The sequence below is a fragment of the Spectribacter acetivorans genome (genome assembly GCF_031846305.1).
Lineage (GTDB): Bacteria > Pseudomonadota > Gammaproteobacteria > Nevskiales > Salinisphaeraceae > Spectribacter > Spectribacter acetivorans.
On the sequence record NZ_JAVRHY010000013.1, the window covers coordinates 65428 to 81432 of the forward strand.

The 16005-nt window shown below is 63.5% G+C and carries 27 protein-coding genes; 26 read left to right on the forward strand and 1 reads right to left on the reverse strand.

Going from position 1 to position 16005, the window contains the following annotated elements:
• Positions 1 to 11 precede the first annotated feature (11 nt).
• The 25 genes from rplB to RM531_RS12925 all read left to right on the forward strand — a co-directional run bounded on the left by rplB (position 12) and on the right by RM531_RS12925 (position 13201).
• Complete coding sequence (gene rplB, locus RM531_RS12805) at positions 12 to 848, forward strand: 50S ribosomal protein L2 (protein WP_311659751.1); 837 nt, start codon at positions 12 to 14, stop codon at positions 846 to 848.
• A 25-nt stretch (positions 849 to 873) separates the two neighbouring features.
• A complete protein-coding gene (gene rpsS / locus RM531_RS12810; RefSeq protein ID WP_311654034.1) occupies positions 874 to 1143 on the forward strand; it encodes a 30S ribosomal protein S19 in 270 nt (89 codons plus the stop codon).
• A gap of 20 nt (positions 1144 to 1163) precedes the next feature.
• The gene (gene rplV / locus RM531_RS12815) at positions 1164 to 1499 is read left to right on the forward strand and encodes a 50S ribosomal protein L22 (RefSeq protein WP_311654033.1); all 336 of its coding nucleotides are present in this window, start codon (positions 1164 to 1166) and stop codon (positions 1497 to 1499) included.
• 9 nt (positions 1500 to 1508) lie between these two features.
• Complete coding sequence (rpsC, locus tag RM531_RS12820) at positions 1509 to 2189, forward strand: 30S ribosomal protein S3 (protein WP_311654032.1); 681 nt, start codon at positions 1509 to 1511, stop codon at positions 2187 to 2189.
• A 6-nt stretch (positions 2190 to 2195) separates the two neighbouring features.
• A complete protein-coding gene (gene rplP / locus RM531_RS12825) occupies positions 2196 to 2609 on the forward strand; it encodes a 50S ribosomal protein L16 (RefSeq protein ID WP_311654031.1) in 414 nt (137 codons plus the stop codon).
• A gap of 14 nt (positions 2610 to 2623) precedes the next feature.
• Positions 2624 to 2827, forward strand: coding sequence for a 50S ribosomal protein L29 (rpmC, locus tag RM531_RS12830; RefSeq protein ID WP_311654030.1), 204 nt, complete (start codon positions 2624 to 2626; stop codon positions 2825 to 2827).
• A 5-nt stretch (positions 2828 to 2832) separates the two neighbouring features.
• Complete coding sequence (gene rpsQ / locus RM531_RS12835) at positions 2833 to 3111, forward strand: 30S ribosomal protein S17 (protein WP_311659752.1); 279 nt, start codon at positions 2833 to 2835, stop codon at positions 3109 to 3111.
• Positions 3108 to 3473 (forward strand): 50S ribosomal protein L14, encoded by a 366-nt coding sequence (rplN, locus tag RM531_RS12840; RefSeq protein WP_311659753.1) that lies wholly within the window; start codon positions 3108 to 3110, stop codon positions 3471 to 3473. The genes rpsQ and rplN overlap by 4 nt, the downstream gene beginning before the upstream one ends.
• Positions 3474 to 3481: 8 nt before the next feature.
• Entirely contained in the window at positions 3482 to 3808 is a 327-nt protein-coding gene (gene rplX / locus RM531_RS12845; protein WP_349255445.1) for a 50S ribosomal protein L24, read from the forward strand.
• A gap of 15 nt (positions 3809 to 3823) precedes the next feature.
• On the forward strand, positions 3824 to 4384 hold the full coding sequence (gene rplE, locus RM531_RS12850; protein WP_311659757.1) for a 50S ribosomal protein L5: 561 nt from the start codon (positions 3824 to 3826) through the stop codon (positions 4382 to 4384).
• Between the two features lie 17 nt (positions 4385 to 4401).
• The gene (rpsN, locus tag RM531_RS12855) at positions 4402 to 4707 is read left to right on the forward strand and encodes a 30S ribosomal protein S14 (protein WP_311659759.1); all 306 of its coding nucleotides are present in this window, start codon (positions 4402 to 4404) and stop codon (positions 4705 to 4707) included.
• A 68-nt stretch (positions 4708 to 4775) separates the two neighbouring features.
• Complete coding sequence (gene rpsH / locus RM531_RS12860) at positions 4776 to 5171, forward strand: 30S ribosomal protein S8 (protein WP_311659761.1); 396 nt, start codon at positions 4776 to 4778, stop codon at positions 5169 to 5171.
• A gap of 24 nt (positions 5172 to 5195) precedes the next feature.
• The gene (gene rplF, locus RM531_RS12865) at positions 5196 to 5726 is read left to right on the forward strand and encodes a 50S ribosomal protein L6 (protein ID WP_311659763.1); all 531 of its coding nucleotides are present in this window, start codon (positions 5196 to 5198) and stop codon (positions 5724 to 5726) included.
• Positions 5727 to 5776: 50 nt separating this feature from the next.
• Entirely contained in the window at positions 5777 to 6133 is a 357-nt protein-coding gene (gene rplR / locus RM531_RS12870) for a 50S ribosomal protein L18 (RefSeq protein WP_311654022.1), read from the forward strand.
• Positions 6134 to 6222: 89 nt separating this feature from the next.
• Positions 6223 to 6723 (forward strand): 30S ribosomal protein S5, encoded by a 501-nt coding sequence (gene rpsE / locus RM531_RS12875; RefSeq protein ID WP_311659767.1) that lies wholly within the window; start codon positions 6223 to 6225, stop codon positions 6721 to 6723.
• Positions 6724 to 6743: 20 nt separating this feature from the next.
• The gene (gene rpmD / locus RM531_RS12880; protein ID WP_311659769.1) at positions 6744 to 6938 is read left to right on the forward strand and encodes a 50S ribosomal protein L30; all 195 of its coding nucleotides are present in this window, start codon (positions 6744 to 6746) and stop codon (positions 6936 to 6938) included.
• Between the two features lie 2 nt (positions 6939 to 6940).
• Positions 6941 to 7369: a 50S ribosomal protein L15 gene (rplO, locus tag RM531_RS12885; protein ID WP_311659771.1), complete on the forward strand. Its 429-nt coding sequence runs from the start codon at positions 6941 to 6943 to the stop codon at positions 7367 to 7369.
• A 36-nt stretch (positions 7370 to 7405) separates the two neighbouring features.
• A complete protein-coding gene (gene secY / locus RM531_RS12890; protein ID WP_311654018.1) occupies positions 7406 to 8716 on the forward strand; it encodes a preprotein translocase subunit SecY in 1311 nt (436 codons plus the stop codon).
• A gap of 113 nt (positions 8717 to 8829) precedes the next feature.
• A complete protein-coding gene (gene rpmJ / locus RM531_RS12895) occupies positions 8830 to 8946 on the forward strand; it encodes a 50S ribosomal protein L36 (RefSeq protein ID WP_311659772.1) in 117 nt (38 codons plus the stop codon).
• Between the two features lie 108 nt (positions 8947 to 9054).
• On the forward strand, positions 9055 to 9411 hold the full coding sequence (rpsM, locus tag RM531_RS12900; RefSeq protein ID WP_311654016.1) for a 30S ribosomal protein S13: 357 nt from the start codon (positions 9055 to 9057) through the stop codon (positions 9409 to 9411).
• Between the two features lie 56 nt (positions 9412 to 9467).
• Positions 9468 to 9872: a 30S ribosomal protein S11 gene (gene rpsK, locus RM531_RS12905; protein ID WP_311659774.1), complete on the forward strand. Its 405-nt coding sequence runs from the start codon at positions 9468 to 9470 to the stop codon at positions 9870 to 9872.
• Positions 9873 to 9886: 14 nt separating this feature from the next.
• Positions 9887 to 10516, forward strand: coding sequence for a 30S ribosomal protein S4 (gene rpsD / locus RM531_RS12910; RefSeq protein ID WP_311659776.1), 630 nt, complete (start codon positions 9887 to 9889; stop codon positions 10514 to 10516).
• 49 nt (positions 10517 to 10565) lie between these two features.
• Positions 10566 to 11567, forward strand: coding sequence for a DNA-directed RNA polymerase subunit alpha (locus RM531_RS12915; protein WP_311659777.1), 1002 nt, complete (start codon positions 10566 to 10568; stop codon positions 11565 to 11567).
• 33 nt (positions 11568 to 11600) lie between these two features.
• Positions 11601 to 12002, forward strand: a complete 402-nt coding sequence (rplQ, locus tag RM531_RS12920; protein WP_311659779.1) for a 50S ribosomal protein L17 — start codon at positions 11601 to 11603, stop codon at positions 12000 to 12002.
• Between the two features lie 125 nt (positions 12003 to 12127).
• Positions 12128 to 13201 (forward strand): DUF481 domain-containing protein, encoded by a 1074-nt coding sequence (locus tag RM531_RS12925; RefSeq protein ID WP_311659781.1) that lies wholly within the window; start codon positions 12128 to 12130, stop codon positions 13199 to 13201.
• A 1-nt stretch (position 13202) separates the two neighbouring features.
• Here RM531_RS12925 and RM531_RS12930 read toward each other — a convergent pair whose 3' ends face one another.
• Positions 13203 to 14234, reverse strand: a complete 1032-nt coding sequence (locus RM531_RS12930) for a helix-turn-helix domain-containing protein (protein WP_311659784.1) — start codon at positions 14232 to 14234, stop codon at positions 13203 to 13205.
• A gap of 146 nt (positions 14235 to 14380) precedes the next feature.
• Here RM531_RS12930 and RM531_RS16100 point away from each other — a divergent pair, with 146 nt between their 5' ends.
• Complete coding sequence (locus RM531_RS16100; protein ID WP_349255444.1) at positions 14381 to 15781, forward strand: fatty acid desaturase; 1401 nt, start codon at positions 14381 to 14383, stop codon at positions 15779 to 15781.
• The last annotated feature ends 224 nt before the right edge of the window (positions 15782 to 16005 follow it).

Consider the following 16005-nt stretch of genomic DNA (forward strand, 5'->3'; position numbering starts at 1 on the left):
CGGATAGAGTCATGGCACTGAAAAAGGCCAAGCCGACATCAGCGGGACGGCGCTTCGTCGTCAGCGTGAAGAATGCGGAGCTCTACAAGGGGCAGCCGCAGGAATCGCTGGTGGCCAAGCAGTCCCGCAGCGGCGGCCGCAACAACGCGGGTCGCATCACCACGCGTCATCGGGGCGGCGGGCACAAGCAGCGGTACCGGATGGTCGATTTCCGCCGCGACAAGGTCGGCGTGCCGGCCAAGGTCGAGCGGATCGAGTACGACCCCAACCGCAGTGCGCATCTGGCCCTGCTGCTCTACGCCGATGGCGAGCGTCGCTACATCCTCGCGCCGCGGGGCGTGAAGTCCGGCGACCAGTTGCTGGCCGGGCCGGAAGCGCCGATCAAGCCGGGCAATGCTATGCCGATTCGCAGCATTCCGGTGGGCACGACGATTCATGCGATCGAGATGCGGCCCGGCAAGGGTGCGCAAATGGCGCGCAGCGCCGGCGTCTCGGCGCAGCTGGTTGCCCGCGAGGGTGATTACGCCACGCTGCGGCTGAAGTCCGGCGAAATGCGCCGGGTGTTTGCCGCCTGCACGGCCGTGATCGGTGAAGTGGGCAACGCGGAACATTCGCTGCGGTCGCTCGGCAAGGCCGGCGCGACCCGCTGGCGGGGCAAGCGCCCGACGGTTCGTGGTGTCGCCATGAACCCGGTCGATCATCCGCATGGTGGTGGTGAAGGCCGGACCAGCGGTGGTCGTCACCCGACCAGTCCCTGGGGCTGGAAGACGAAGGGCTTCAAGACGCGCACGAACAAGCGCACGGACAGCATGATCGTTCGCGGCCGCGGCAAGCGGAAGAAGCGTTGATCGCACTCGACTGGGGAATTTAGCAATGCCGCGTTCCATCAAGAAAGGGCCGTTCATTGACCTGCATCTCGCAAGCAAGGTCGCCAAGGCTCAGGAAAGTCAGACCAAGCGACCCATCAAGACCTGGTCGCGTCGGTCGATGGTGACACCCGACATGATCGGACTCACGATTGCCGTGCATAACGGCCGTCAGCATGTGCCGGTGTTCGTGTCGGAGAACATGGTCGGCCACAAGCTGGGCGAGTTTGCGCCCACCCGGACGTTCAAGGGCCACATCGGCGACCGGAAGTCCTAAGTTACCGGATTGGAAGTATCATGACGGATTCGTTTGCCAAATTGCGATTCGCGCGCATCTCGCCGCAGAAGGCGCGGCTGATCGCCGACCAGGTCCGGGGTATGCCGGTCGAGCGGGCGCTGGAAACGCTCCGGTTCCAGCCGAAGAAGGCGGCCCGGACGATTCACAAGGTGCTTGAGTCGGCCATCGCCAATGCCGAGCACAACGAGGGCGCGGACATCGACGAGCTCAAGGTCAGCGTCATCATGGTGGACGAGGGTCCGACCATGAAGCGGATCAAGCCCCGGGCACGCGGCCGCGCGGATCGGATTTTCAAGCGTACCAGCCACATCACCATCCGGGTGGCGGACAAGTAAGAGGCGATTATGGGTCATAAAGTCCATCCAACCGGTTTTCGGCTCGGGATCACCACCGAGTGGAGCTCGCGCTGGTACGCGGAGAACGCGGCCTATCGCGACACGCTCAATACCGATCTCGAAGTGCGTGAGTACATCCGCAAGCGCCTGGCGCATGCGTCGGTCAGCCGTATCCAGATCGATCGGCCGGCCCGCTCCGCGCGTATCACCATTCATACCGCCCGTCCGGGCATCGTGATTGGCAAGAAGGGCGAGGACATCGACAAGCTGCGCGGTGAAGTGAGCAAGCTCATGGGCGTGCCGGTGCACCTGTCGGTCGAGGAAATCCGCAAGCCGGAGCTGGATGCCAAGCTGGTGGCCGAGAACATCGCGCAGCAGCTGGAGCGCCGCATCATGTTCCGTCGCGCCATGAAGCGCGCCGTGGGCAACGCCATGCGCCTGGGCGCCGGCGGCATCCGCGTGAACGTGGCCGGTCGTCTGAATGGCGCCGAGATCGCGCGTTCGGAGTGGTACCGCGACGGCCGGGTGCCGTTGCACACGCTGCGTGCCGATATCGACTACGGGCTCGCCGAAGCCAAGACCACCTACGGCATCCTCGGTGTCAAGGTCTGGATCTTCAAGGGCGAGATCTTCGAAGCAGAGAAGCCGGTCGCCGTGGAAGGCGAGGAAGCCGGCCGGGCAACGGGATAAACCGCCATGCTGCAACCCAAACGAACCAAATTCCGCAAGGTCCAGAAGGGCCGCAATCGGGGCCTGGCCCAGCGCGGCGCGCAGGTCAGCTTCGGCGAGTACGGCCTGAAGGCGGTCGAACGCGGACGCATCACCGCCCGTCAGATCGAGGCGGCGCGTCGTGCCATGACCCGTCATATCAAGCGTGGCGGCAAGATCTGGATCCGGATTTTTCCGGACAAGCCGGTCACCAAGAAGCCGATCGAAGTGCGCATGGGCAAGGGCAAGGGCAACGTCGAATACTGGGTTGCCCTGATTCAGCCCGGCCGCATGCTTTATGAAATGGAAGGCGTCCCGCGTGAAGTCGCGCAGGAAGCGTTTCGCCTGGCTGCCTCGAAGCTGCCGGTGCGTACCGCCTTTGTTGAACGCAGCATTCTGTAACGGGAAGTCAAGCGATGAAGCCGTCTGAGCTACGGGAAAAATCGGACGCCGATCTGGGCAAGGAACTGATCGAGCTGCGGCGCGAGCGCTTCAACCTGCGCATGCAGGCGGCGACCGGTGCGCTGGAAGGCAGCCATCAGTTCCGAACCATCCGGCGGAGTATCGCGCGGATCAAGACCATTCAGCGCGAACGCGCCGCGACGGCGAACAAGGGTTGAGTCTCATGAGTGAACAAAAGACACAGCGTGTGGTGGTCGGCCGCGTCGTGAGCGACAAGGGCGACAAGACCGTTGTCGTGCTGGTCGAGCGGCGGGTGCAGCACCCGTTGTATGACAAGTACGTGCGGCGTTCGACGCGCATTCCCGCGCATGACGAGGCCAACGAGGCGAATGCCGGCGACCTGGTCGAAATCCAGGAGTGCCGCCCGATTTCGCGGCGCAAGGCCTGGCGCCTGGTTCGTGTGGTCGAGCGCGCTGGTGAACTGGAGGCGGCAGGACAATGATCCAGACAGAATCACAACTGTTTGCGGCGGACAACAGCGGCGCGCGCCGGGTCCAGTGCATCAAGGTGCTGGGCGGCTCGCATCGTCGCTATGCCGGCGTGGGTGACATCATCAAGGTGACCGTCAAGGACGCGATCCCGCGCGGTCGCGTGAAGAAGGGTGACGTGCTCAACGCCGTGGTCGTTCGTACCCGGCGTGGCGTGCGGCGTTCGGATGGTTCGATCATCCGCTTCGACCGCAACGCGGCGGTGCTGCTGAACGCGCAGAACGAACCGGTAGGCACGCGTATTTTCGGCCCGGTGACGCGTGAACTTCGTGCGAAGTTCATGCGCATCATCTCGTTGGCACCGGAGGTGCTCTAACCATGGCGTTGAAGCGAATCCGCAAGGGCGACCAGGTGGTCGTGATCGCCGGCAAGGACAAGGGCCGGCGGGGTACGGTGCTGGGCGTGCGCGATGATCGTCGCGTACTTGTCGAAGGCATCAATCTGGCCAAGAAGCACGTCAAGGCCGACCCCAATGCCGGTGTGCAGGGGGGTATCGAGGAACGCGAGATGCCGTTGGCCGAGTCCAACGTCATGCTCTACAACCCCGAGACGGGCAAGGGTGATCGGATCGGCGTCAAGTGGGTTGATGCCAGTGGCAGTCGCCGCAAGGTTCGGTATTTCAAGTCCAACGGCGAAGTCGTCGACGCGTAAGGCGTGGAACTGGTAATGAGTGAAACAGAAATCGATACAACACGGCTGCGCCAGTATTACCGCGAGCAGATCGTGCCCGCGCTGATGGAGCAGTTCAGCTACACCAGCCGCATGGCGGTCCCGCGGGTCAGCAAGATCACGCTGAACATGGGTGTGGGTGAGGCGGTCGCCGATCGCAAGGTCATCGACCATGCCATGGCGGATATGGCGGCGATTGCCGGCCAGAAGCCGCTGATGACCCGGGCACGCAAGTCGGAAGCGGGTTTCAAGATCCGTGAAGGCTGGCCGGTGGGTTGCAAGGTGACCCTGCGGCGCTCGCGCATGTACGAATTCCTGGACCGGCTGGTCAACGCGGCCCTGCCGCGGATCCGGGACTTCCGCGGTCTGAATCCGCGCGCGTTCGACGGTCGCGGCAATTACGCGCTGGGTGTGAAGGAACAGATCGTGTTCCCCGAGATTGAATACGACAAGGTGGACGTGCTTCGCGGCATGGACATCATCATCACCACCACCGCACGAAACGACGAAGAGGGGCGGGCGTTGCTCCAGGGCTTCAACTTCCCCTTCCGCAAGTAACCACGGAACCGTTCGTTATGGCGAAGAAAAGCATGGTGGCGCGCGACGTTAAGCGCGCCCAGATGGTCAAGAAGTACGCGGCCAAGCGCGCCGAACTCAAGGCGCGCTGTGTCGACATCAATCTGCCGCCGGAAGAGCGCTTCGCGGCCGGGCAGGAGTTGCAGCGGTTGCCGCGCGACGCCAGCCCCACCCGTATGCGCAATCGCTGTCAGGTCACGGGCCGGCCGCGCGGTTACTACCGCAAGTTCGGTCTGGCGCGGAACAAGATTCGAGAAGCGGCCATGAACGGGGAAATCCCCGGTCTGGTGAAGTCCAGTTGGTAACAGTGTTGTGGTCGCCGCGGCTCAGGTCGCATGGGCCACGGAATCACCGAATATAGGTATCGGTACATATGAGTATGACTGACCCAATCTCCGACATGCTGACCCGGATTCGTAACGGGCAGACAGCGGAGAAGACCCAGGTGAGCATGCCGGCATCGAAGCTCAAGAAAGCGATCGCCGAAGTGCTCCGCGACGAAGGCTACATCCAGGATTTCGCGGAAACCGAGGTGGGCGGCAAACCGCAGCTCACGGTTCGGTTGAAGTATTTCCAGGGTCAGCCCGTGATCGAACGAATCGAGCGGATCAGCAAGCCCGGACTGCGCATTTATCGGGGCAAGAATGATCTCCCGAGCATCGTCGGCGGGTTGGGTATCGCCATTGTGTCCACGTCCCAGGGCGTGATGACCGATCGCGCGGCGCGCGACGGCGGGCACGGTGGCGAAGTGCTTTGCATGGTCGCGTAACCCCAGTCAGAGGCAACGTAAGCAATGTCCAGAGTCGCAAAGGCGCCGATCAACATCCCGTCCGGCACCGAAGTCAAGCTCGACGGGGGGGTCGTGTCGGTCAAGGGCAAGAACGGCGTGCTCGAATTCCGCCTGCCCGTCGATACCAGCCTCGAAATCGAGGATGGGGAGGCGCGCGCGGTATCCACCGCCCGGGTGACCAACCTGGCGATGGCCGGCAGTGTCCGGGCGATCGTCGCCAATATGGTCCACGGCGTGTCGGAAGGTTTCGAGCGCAAGCTTGAATTGGTGGGCGTGGGGTATCGTGCCCAGGCGCAGGGCAAGAATCTGAATCTGGCGCTGGGCTTTTCGCATCCGGTCGTGTACGAGGTGCCGGAAGGCGTCACGGTGGAAACCCCGAGCCAGACGGAAGTCCTGGTCAAGGGGGCGGACAAGCAGGCCGTCGGTCAGGCTGCCGCCAACATTCGCGCCTTCCGCCCGCCGGAACCCTATAAGGGCAAGGGTGTGCGCTACGCCGATGAGCGCGTGATCCGCAAGGAAGCCAAGAAGAAGTAGCGCCGATACCGACGCTCCATTTGCAACCGTTTGGTACGGAAACCGCAATCATGCACAAGAAACAGGTAAGTCGACTCCGCCGGGCCCGCCGCACGCGCATGCAGATGCGTGCGCAGGGTGCGCACCGCCTGGTGGTCAATCGGACGCCGCGACATATCTACGCGCAGATCATTGCGCCGGCAGGCGACCGCACGCTGGTGTCGGCCTCCACGCTGGAAAAGGATCTGCGTGCGTCGCTGGGCGTTACCGGAAACACCGAGGCGGCCAAGGCCGTGGGCCGTGCGATCGCCGACAAGGCCAAGGCGGCCGGGATCGAGTCGGTGTCGTTCGACCGGTCGGGATTCGCCTATCACGGGCGGGTCAAGGCACTGGCCGACGCTGCCCGCGAGGGTGGTCTGCAGTTTTAATGCAAGGTGACCGACCCTGCATCGCGGCGTGATTGCCGTGTGCGGCGGGCCGGTCACTGATCGAGAGTCACGAATCACTAGAGTCAAACATGGCACAGGTTGAACGTACGGAAGGCGACCTTCTCGAGAAGCTCATCGCCGTGAATCGTGTGGCCAAGGTGGTCAAGGGTGGCCGCCAGTTCGGTTTCACCGCGCTGACCGTGGTCGGCAACGGGGACGGCAAGGTCGGCTTCGGCTATGGCAAGGCCCGCGAGGTGCCCCTGGCCATCCAGAAGGCCATGGAAGCCGCGCGCAAGAACATGGTGGATGTACGCCTCAAGGGCAGTACCATCCAGCACGCGACCACCGGCTGGCACGGTTCCAGCAAGGTCATCATGCGCCCGGCCAGCGACGGTACCGGCGTGATTGCCGGTGGCGCGATGCGAGCGGTGCTGGAAGTTGCCGGCGTCGGCAACGTGCTGGCCAAGAGCTATGGCTCGCGCAATCCCATCAACGTGGTTCGGGCAACGGTCAATGGTCTGCGGGACATGCATGACCCGCAGTTCATTGCGGCCAAGCGTGGCCTGAGTGTCGAACAACTCACCGCGTAATCCCGGACAGGCAGGACATCATGGCGAACGATAGCGCGAAACAAATCAATGTCACTCTGGTGCGCAGCACGGCCGGTCGGCTGGAGAAGCACCGTGCCTGCGTGCGCGGGCTGGGCCTGCGTCGGATGCACCAGACGGTGACGGTCGCGGCAACGCCCGAGAATATGGGCATGATCAACCGCGTGTCCTACATGCTGTCGGTCGAGGAGGCCTGATCATGCGTTTGAACGATCTTCATCCGGGCGAAGGGTCCCGGCAGGCGGAAAAGCGGGTCGGTCGTGGTCCGGGTTCCGGTCTCGGCAAGACAGCCGGTCGTGGCCACAAGGGCCAGAAGGCCCGTTCCGGTGGTTATCACAAGGTCGGCTTCGAGGGCGGTCAGATGCCGCTGCAGCGGCGCGTGCCCAAGCGTGGCTTCCGTTCGGTCACCGAGCAGACCGTGGCGGTCCGTCTCGACGCCCTGAACAAGCTTAGCGGCACAGTCGATCTGGCTACGCTCAAGGACGCCGGCATCGTGCCGCGCGAGGCCAAGCGGGCCAAGGTGATCGCCTCCGGGCAGATCACCGCTGCGGTGGAGCTCCAGGGTATTCGTGCCTCCGCCGGTGCGGCGAAGGCCATCGCGGAAGCCGGCGGCAAGGTCGAGGGGTAATACGTGGCACGAGGCGCCAAAAACACGGGCGGCGGCATGATGCCGGATGCGGGAAAGCTCACCGAGGTGCGGCAGCGTCTGCTGTTCCTGCTGGGCGCGCTGATCGTATTCCGCATCGGTTCGTTCATTCCGGTGCCGGGCATCGATCCGGCGCAGCTGGCGCAGATGTTCGAGCGCCAGTCGGGCACCATCCTGGATCTCGGTGTCATGTTCACCGGCGGTGCGCTCGAGCGCCTGTCGATTCTGGCGCTGGGCGTGATGCCCTATATCTCGGCCTCCATCATCATGCAGTTGATGACGGCCACGGTGCCTTCGCTGAAGGAAAAGAAGAAGGAGGGCGAGGCCGGCCGTCGTCAGATAACCCAGTACACCCGCTACGGCACCCTGGGTCTGGCGAGTTTTCAGTCGATCGGCACCGGTATCGCGCTGTGGAACCAGGGCATTGCCCTGGACGGCGTGACCCAGTACAGCTTCATCTTCACCACCGCCATCTGCCTGACCACCGGCGCCCTGTTCCTTATGTGGCTGGGCGAGCAGGTCACCGAGCGGGGTATCGGTAACGGCATCTCGATCCTGATTTTCGCCAGTATCGTGTCGGGGCTGCCATCGGCGATAGGCGGCACCATGGATCTGGTGCGCACCGGCGAGCTCAATGCGCTCACCGCGGTCGTCCTGTTCATCGGCGCACTGGCGGTGCTGGGCTTCGTGGTGTTCATGGAACGCGCCCAGCGGCGGATTCCGGTGCATCACGCCCAGCGACAACGCGGGCGCAAGATGTACGGGTCCCAGACCCAGCATCTGCCGCTGAAGCTGAATATGGCGGGTGTGATTCCGCCGATTTTTGCCTCCAGCATCATCCTGTTTCCCGCCACCATCGTCCGCTTCCTGGGCGAGGGCGGCACCATCGGCAACTGGGTGGCCAACGCGATTTCGCCGGGGCAGCCGCTGTACGTGCTGCTGTACTCGCTGATGATCATCTTCTTCTGCTTTTTCTACACGGCACTGGTGTTCGATTCGCGCGAAACCGCCGACAACCTCAAGCGCTCCGGTGCGTTCATTCCCGGTGTACGTCCCGGTGTGCAGACGGCCAACTACATCGACACCGTGCTGACGCGGCTGACGGTGGCCGGCGCGGCCTATATCACGGCGGTCTGCCTGTTGCCGGAGTTCCTGATTCTGCAGTGGAACGTGCCGTTCTACTTCGGTGGCACCTCGCTGTTGATCATCGTGGTAGTGGTCATGGACTTCATGTCGCAGCTGCAGGCACACCTGATGTCGCATCAGTACGAGGGTCTGCTGAAGAAGGCCAACCTCAAGGGCCACGGCGGCGCGGGGATGTTGCGCTGAATTGGAGCGAGCGGCGACGGACGCAAGGCGCATTGCGAGGCTGATTCGGCGCGAGCCGGGCAACGCGTTCCCCTTCGCGCCCCTCGCGGATCAACGTTTTTAGGTGACGAACTATGAAAGTCAGGGCATCGGTCAAGAAAATCTGCCGCAATTGCAAGATTGTCCGGCGCAACGGCGTGGTCATGGTCATCTGTGCCACCGATCCGCGCCACAAGCAGCGGCAGGGTTGAATTATCTGCCGAGAAACGGTACATTGGCCGGCTTTCCCGGGGGTCCCGCGAGGTTCCGCCCGCGGCCGCGGCCAATGCCTTTGATCAACGGTTAGCGAAGGTCCTTCAATGGCGCGAATTGCTGGAGTCAATCTCCCGATCAACAAGCACGCGGTAGTGGCGCTTACGTCGCTCTACGGTGTCGGCCCCACGCGGGCGAAACTCATCTGTGAGACCGCGCAGGTCGGCACCGATACGAAGATCAAGGACCTCACCGAAGGCGAGGTCGAGCAGCTTCGCGCCGCCGTGGGTCAGTACACCATCGAGGGCGACCTCCGGCGCGAGGTGTCGATGAACATCAAGCGCCTGATGGACCTGGGTTGCTATCGCGGTATCCGTCATCGGCGCGGATTGCCGGTACGCGGCCAGCAGACGCAGACCAACGCACGCACCCGCAAGGGGCCGCGTCGTCCCATCCGTCGCTAGTCGCGACGAGAGGGTAATTCCGGCCTCCGGGTCAGATCACGGGCATTAATACGACTATGGCGACAGAGAGCACGGGAACGAGCACGCGGGCGCGCAAGGCCAGGGCCAAGCGCAACGTGGCCGAAGGTATTGCGCATATTCACGCGACCTTCAACAACACCATCATCACCATTTCGGACCGGCAGGGCAATGTGCTGGCTTGGGCCACTGCCGGCGGCAGCGGTTTCAAGGGCTCGCGCAAGAGCACGCCGTTCGCTGCCCAGGTGGCGGCCGAAAAGGCCGGTCAGGGTGCTGCGGACTACGGCGTGAAGAATCTCGAAGTGCGCGTGAAGGGACCCGGTCCGGGTCGTGAAGCCGCGGTTCGTTCGCTCAACGGCGCCGGCTTCAAGGTCACCAGCATCATCGACGTGACCCCCATTCCGCACAACGGCTGTCGCCCGGCGAAAAAGCGCCGCGTCTAGAGGATTCAACGAATATGGCCAAGTTCATCGGTCCCAAGTGCAAGCTGTCGCGCCGCGCCGGCACGGACCTGTTCCTCAAGGGACGGGGTCGTTCGCTGGAAGGCAAGTGCAAGCTCGATTCCCCACCCGGTGCGCGCGGTGGCGGCGGGCAACGGCGCCAGCGGCTGTCGGATTACGCGCTGCAGCTGCGGGAAAAGCAGAAGCTGCGGCACATGTACGGCGTGCTCGAGCGGCAGTTCCGTAACTACTACAAGAAGGCGGCCCAGCAGAAGGGCGCTACCGGCACGCTGCTGTTGCAGTTGCTGGAGCGGCGACTGGATAACGTGGTGTACCGCATGGGTTTTGCCAGCACCCGTGCCGAGGCGCGCCAGCTGGTCAGCCATCGGTTGATTGCGGTCAACGGCTACCCGGTCAACATCCCCTCCTATCAGGTCAAGGAAGGTGATGAAATCGAGGTGCGCGAAAAGGCCAAGCAGCAGACCCGCATTCACGCGGCCATCGAAGTTGCCAGCCAGCTCGGCATCAGCGACTGGGTCGATGTTGACGAGAAGAAGCTGACCGGGACGTTCAAGACGGTGCCCGATCGCGACCAGATTCTTCAGGAAATCAACGAAAATCTGGTGGTCGAGCTCTACTCCAAGTAAGCCGCCGACCTTTGAACCTTCAGTCAACGCCTTGTTGAGAGGATTGCGAATGCAGCCTGCATCCACACAATTGCTCAAGCCGCGCCTGGTCGAGGTCGAGCAGATCAGCGACCGACGGTCCCGCGTGGCCCTCGAGCCGCTCGAGCGCGGCTACGGTCATACGCTGGGCAACGCCCTGCGCCGGATTCTGTTGTCGTCCATTCCGGGCGCCGCCATTACCGAAGTCAGCATCGACGGCGTGCTGCACGAGTACACCACGGTCGAGGGCATGCAGGAAGACGTCATCGACGTCCTGCTCAACCTCAAGAACGTGGCAGTGCGCATGCACAGTCGTGAAGAAGCCGAACTGCATCTGAACAAGAAGGGCCCGGGCCCGGTGCTGGCCGGCGACATCACCACCGATCACGATGTCGAGATCATCAATCCGGATCTGGTGATTGCCAACCTCACCAGCGGTTCTCTGCAGATGAGTCTCAAGGTGCGCCGCGGCCGCGGTTACGAGCCTGCCCAGAGCAAGGCGGAACCGGGTGACGACGATACCGGGGCCACTGAAATCGGCGCCCTGCGTCTGGACGCGTCCTTTTCGCCGATCCGGCGGGTCAGCTACACGGTGGAGCGTGCGCGTGTCGAACAGCGTACGGACCTCGACAAGCTGGTGCTGGACATCGAGACCAACGGCAGCGTCGAGCCGACCGAGGCGATCCGTTTCGCTGCGGGTACGCTCTACGATCAGCTGTCGGTATTCGTGGATCTCGAAGCCAAGCCGGTGGCGGCGGCTGCCAGCAAGGAAAGCGGCGTCAACCCGATCCTGCTGAAGGCCATCGACGAGCTGGACCTCACGGTTCGTTCGACCAACTGCCTCAAGGCCGAGAACATCCACTATGTGGGTGATCTGGTCCAGCGCAGCGAGAACGAACTCATGAAGACGCCGAATCTCGGCAAGAAGTCGCTGACCGAAATCAGCGAAGTGCTCAGCGAGCACGGTCTCAAGCTCGGCATGAGCCTCGAAGACTGGCCGCCGGCGGAACTGGAAACGGCCAACGCGGGCTGAATGCCTCCGCGTCGGCACAGGAGAAATTAAGTCATGCGTCATCGCAAAAGCGGCAGCAATCTCGGGCGACCGTCGGATCATCGCCGGGCCATGATGCGGAACATGTCCGCATCGCTGTTCAAGAACGAACTCATAAAGACCACCGTGCCGCGCGCCAAGGCCCTGCGCCAGGTGGCGGAACCGCTGATCACCCTGAGCAAGACTGATTCGGTCGCCAATCGCCGCCTTGCGTTCTCGCGCCTGCGGGACAAGGAAGCGGTAGGCAAGCTGTTCACCGAGCTGGGCCAGCGTTATGCCGAACGCCCGGGCGGCTATCTGCGGATTCTCAAGTGTGGTTATCGCGCCGGCGACAACGCCCCGATGGCCTATGTGGAACTGGTCGACCGGCCGGTTGCCATGGAAGACGAGGGCGGACAGGAAACGGCCGAGGCCTGATCCGGGCCCGCAGATCGATGCCTAACTGAAGCCGGCTTTCGAGCCGGCTTTTTCGTGGGCGACGCCTTCGCCGGCTGATGGGCAGCGTATCTCTGGTAGACTCACTGCATCGATTTGATGCCCAAATGTTTATCATGATCAAAGCGTTACAAAACGCGCTGGCGCTGATTCTGGTGCTGGCCCCGACCACCCTGCTTGCCGATGCGGTTTATCTGGCGGACGAAAGCGTCATCAAGGGCGAGATTATCTCGCTGGATGGCGAGGCGCTGGAGATCGAGACCAGCTTCGCCGGCACGCTGACCGTGGAGCGGGACGCCATCGACGGGCTTGCCACCGATGAACCGATGGTCATCACCACCGAGGAAGGTGACGAGGTGGAGGGGCGGCTGGCCTTCGTGCCCGGCGAAGGGCAACGCATCGCCGATTCCGCGTTTGGCACCACTACCTTCGAACTCTCGCGTCTGAGCGCGTTACGCGGTGCCGGCGAGCCGTCACCCGCCGAGGTGCGCCTGGCGGAACTGCGCGAACGGCGGGCGAACCTCTGGTCCGGGCAGTTGCTGGTCGGCCTCGGCGGTACGTCGGGTAATTCGGAAAGCCGTAGCCTCAATTTCGGCGCGCGCGCCAAGCGCGAAGCCGAGGATGATCGGCTGTTCCTGAACCTGCTGGTGAACAAGGCGCAGCAGGATGGTGTGGAATCGGCCGACGAGAAGATCGGCACGGTAAGGCTGGAACGGGATTTCTCGGAACGTTTCTTCGTGTTCGCCCAGACCGAGGCAGAGCGTGACGATTTCGAGAACATCGACTTCCGTTCCACTACCACGCTCGGCCCGGGCTATTTCTTCCTGGAACGTCCGGGACACCAGCTCAAGGGCCGCATGGGTCTGGGTTACGAGTACATTGCCCGCAATACGGGTCAGGACGAAAGCGAGGCGGTCCTGACGCTTGGCTACGACTATCTGCTGGATGTATCCGATTGGTTCCAGTTCACCCACAATCTGACCGTGATCCCGCAGGTCAGTGATTCGCCGGCGGACAATTTCCGGGTGGACTCGACGCTGGCGCTGGAAGCGCCGCTCGGGGGGTCATCCCTGTGGTCGCTGGCGGCCCAGTATCGCCATCAGTACAACAACAACCCCGAGCCGGGCGTCGAGGATCTGGATGCCACCTATCTACTGAATCTGGCGCGAACGTTCGAGTAGCCTAGTTGGGCGCGGCGGGTGGCTGCTGCCGCCATTGGCTCGGCGTCAGACCGGTGTCGCGCCGGAAGGCCCGGGAAAAGTTGGCGGCATCGGCATAGCCCAGTTCCATGGCGATCTCCGTGACCGACAGCCGGTCCTGTGACAGCAGGTCGCCGGCGCGGTCCTTGCGTGCCTGCTTGCTCAGTTCGCGAAACGACGTGCCTTCCTTCTGCAGATAGCGGTCCAGCGTGCGGCTGGAGATATTGAGCGCGGCAGCCAGCTCGCAATGCCCCGGCGGCGGGCCGTGGGCCTCTCGCAGCATCATGCCGACCCACGCGGCGACGCCCTCGCTGACCCGCGCCCGTTCCAGCATCTCGGCGCAGCGGCTCTCGGCCATTCGCAGCGCGGTCGGGTCCGACATTGCCAGCGGCCGGGACGCGAGGTCTCTTGGCCAGATCATGTCGGCGCCCGGCTGGCCCATGACGCCGAAATGCGTGCGCATCTCCCGCAGTGAGTCATACCGGGCGACATGCGGCGGGGTCTCGATCGAGAAATGCACGTCGTAGGGCGGCATGTCGCCGGCGATGAGGTCGTGAAGCTCTCGGTGGACGCAGGCCACGATCAGTTCCAGATGAAAGGCGAAGCAGGCGTGCGACATGCCGGCCGCGGGCGTCAGCGTCAGGCGCATGGTGTTGTCGCGGCAGCCGTAGCGCACCCGGAAGGTTGGCAGGATCAGGCTGAAGAAACGGGCCACCAGGCCCAGGGCGTAGCCGGCCGTGGGGCTGCTCAGGATTCCGTAGCTGACGGCGCTGTGGGAGGTCAGCTTCAGCGCGGCCGCCAGCGCCAGCCCGAGATCACTACGCCCCGTGGCGGCTTGAGTCGCCGCGAGCAGATTCTCGATCTGCGCCAGGCTGATTGTGCCTTCCGGCTCGGCCAGCGCGTCCGCGGCAATGCCGCTGTCCGCGATCAGCGCATCGGTATCGATATCCATCGCGCGGACGACTTCCATCAGCCGTGCGTAGTATCTCGCCGGCACCTGCCGTTCCGTCGACATGGACGCTCCCGGTAAAACCCACGACGTCAGTGTCTGAAAATGACAGGTGGTTGTCAAAAAATAACCAGCGCGAGCGGTCGAGCAGGGGCAACATATCGTCAACGGAGTCTCCATAGATTCCGAATGTTGCGGAGAAGAGGATGACCATGACGGTACGAAGCATGGACGGGAGCAATCCCGTCGAGTGGACCGATGGCAAGCGCGTGCTCTGGCTGCTAAGCCCGCTGTTGCCGGCGCTGGGCGTGGCCTTTCTGGTGGCCTTCTACGCCAGCCAGTCGGGGCTGCTGCTGTGGGGCATGCCGCTGTTCTTCTACGGCCTGATCCCCGTGCTCGATCTGCTGATCGGGGTGGATCGCAACAATCCGCCCGAGGCGGTTGTGGTGGACCTGGAGCAGGATCGCTACTACCGCGCCATCGTCTACGGTTACATTCCCACCCAGTATCTGACCACCATCCTGGGCGCCTGGCTGCTGGCCACCCAGCCCATGGCCTGGTGGGAAATCCTGGGCCTGATCTTCACCGCCGGCATCGTCAACGGCGTGGGCATCAACACGGCGCATGAGCTGGGTCACAAGAAGGCGTCGCTGGAGCGCTGGCTGGCCAAGCTGACGCTGGCGCCGGTGGCCTACGGGCATTTCTTCGTCGAGCACAACAAGGGCCACCACCGCCATGTGGCCACGCCGGAGGATCCGGCCAGTTCCCGCATGGGCGAAACCTTCTGGGAATTCCTGCCGCGAACCATGATCGGCAGTGTCCGCTCGGCCTGGGGCATCGAGAAGGAACGTCTCGGCCGCCAGGGCAAGAGCGTCTGGAGCCCGGAAAACGACAATCTGCAGGCCTGGGGCATGACCGCAGTCCTGTTCGGCGGCCTGACCGTCTGGCTGGGCTGGGCGGTGCTGCCGTTCCTGTTGGTCCAGGCATTCGTGGGCGCGTCGCTGCTGGAAGTGGTCAACTACATCGAGCACTACGGCCTGCTGCGGCAGAAGGACGAAAAGACCGGCCGCTACGAGCGCTGCAATCCGTCGCATTCCTGGAACAGCAACAACGTGGTCACCAATCTGTTTCTGTACCAGTTGCAGCGGCACGCCGATCATCACGCCAATCCCACCCGGCGCTACCAGTCGCTGCGCCACTTCGACGAGTCGCCGCAGCTGCCGTCGGGGTATGCATCGATGATCGTGCTGGCCTATATCACCCCGCTGTGGTTCCGCCAGATCGATCCGCTGGTGGCCAAACACTACGACGGCGATGTCTCGAAGGCGAACCTGCAGCCGCGCAAGCGGGAGGCATTGATTGCCCGCTGGCAGGATGCCGATCTGGATACCGGCCATCCCGACCCCTATCCGGATGCTCACCAGACGCCGGCACCGCCGACGCGATCGGACGCTGGCCAGTACCGTTGCACCGACTGTGGTTACGTCTACGACGAGGCCGTCGGCTGCCCGGATGAGGGTTTTCCGGCCGGCACCGCCTGGGCGGATATTCCGGAGGACTGGGCCTGCCCCGACTGCGCGGTGCGGGAAAAGCCGGACTTCGCGCCGCTCTAGCGTCCCGGCGAATTGCCGGGTCCATGATTCAAGTTCGCGGCCGATTACCCCGTGCAGACCGGGGCAAGCGGCCGCCCTCGACACAGGAAAGAACCATGAACCGTTTGATCCAGACCATCACGTTGATGACCGCCGCGGGGTTCTGTCTCCATGGCGCCACTGCCTTCGCCAAGGTCCCCGAAAGCGAGGCATCCAAGCTGGGCGGTGAGCTGACCCCGGTGGGC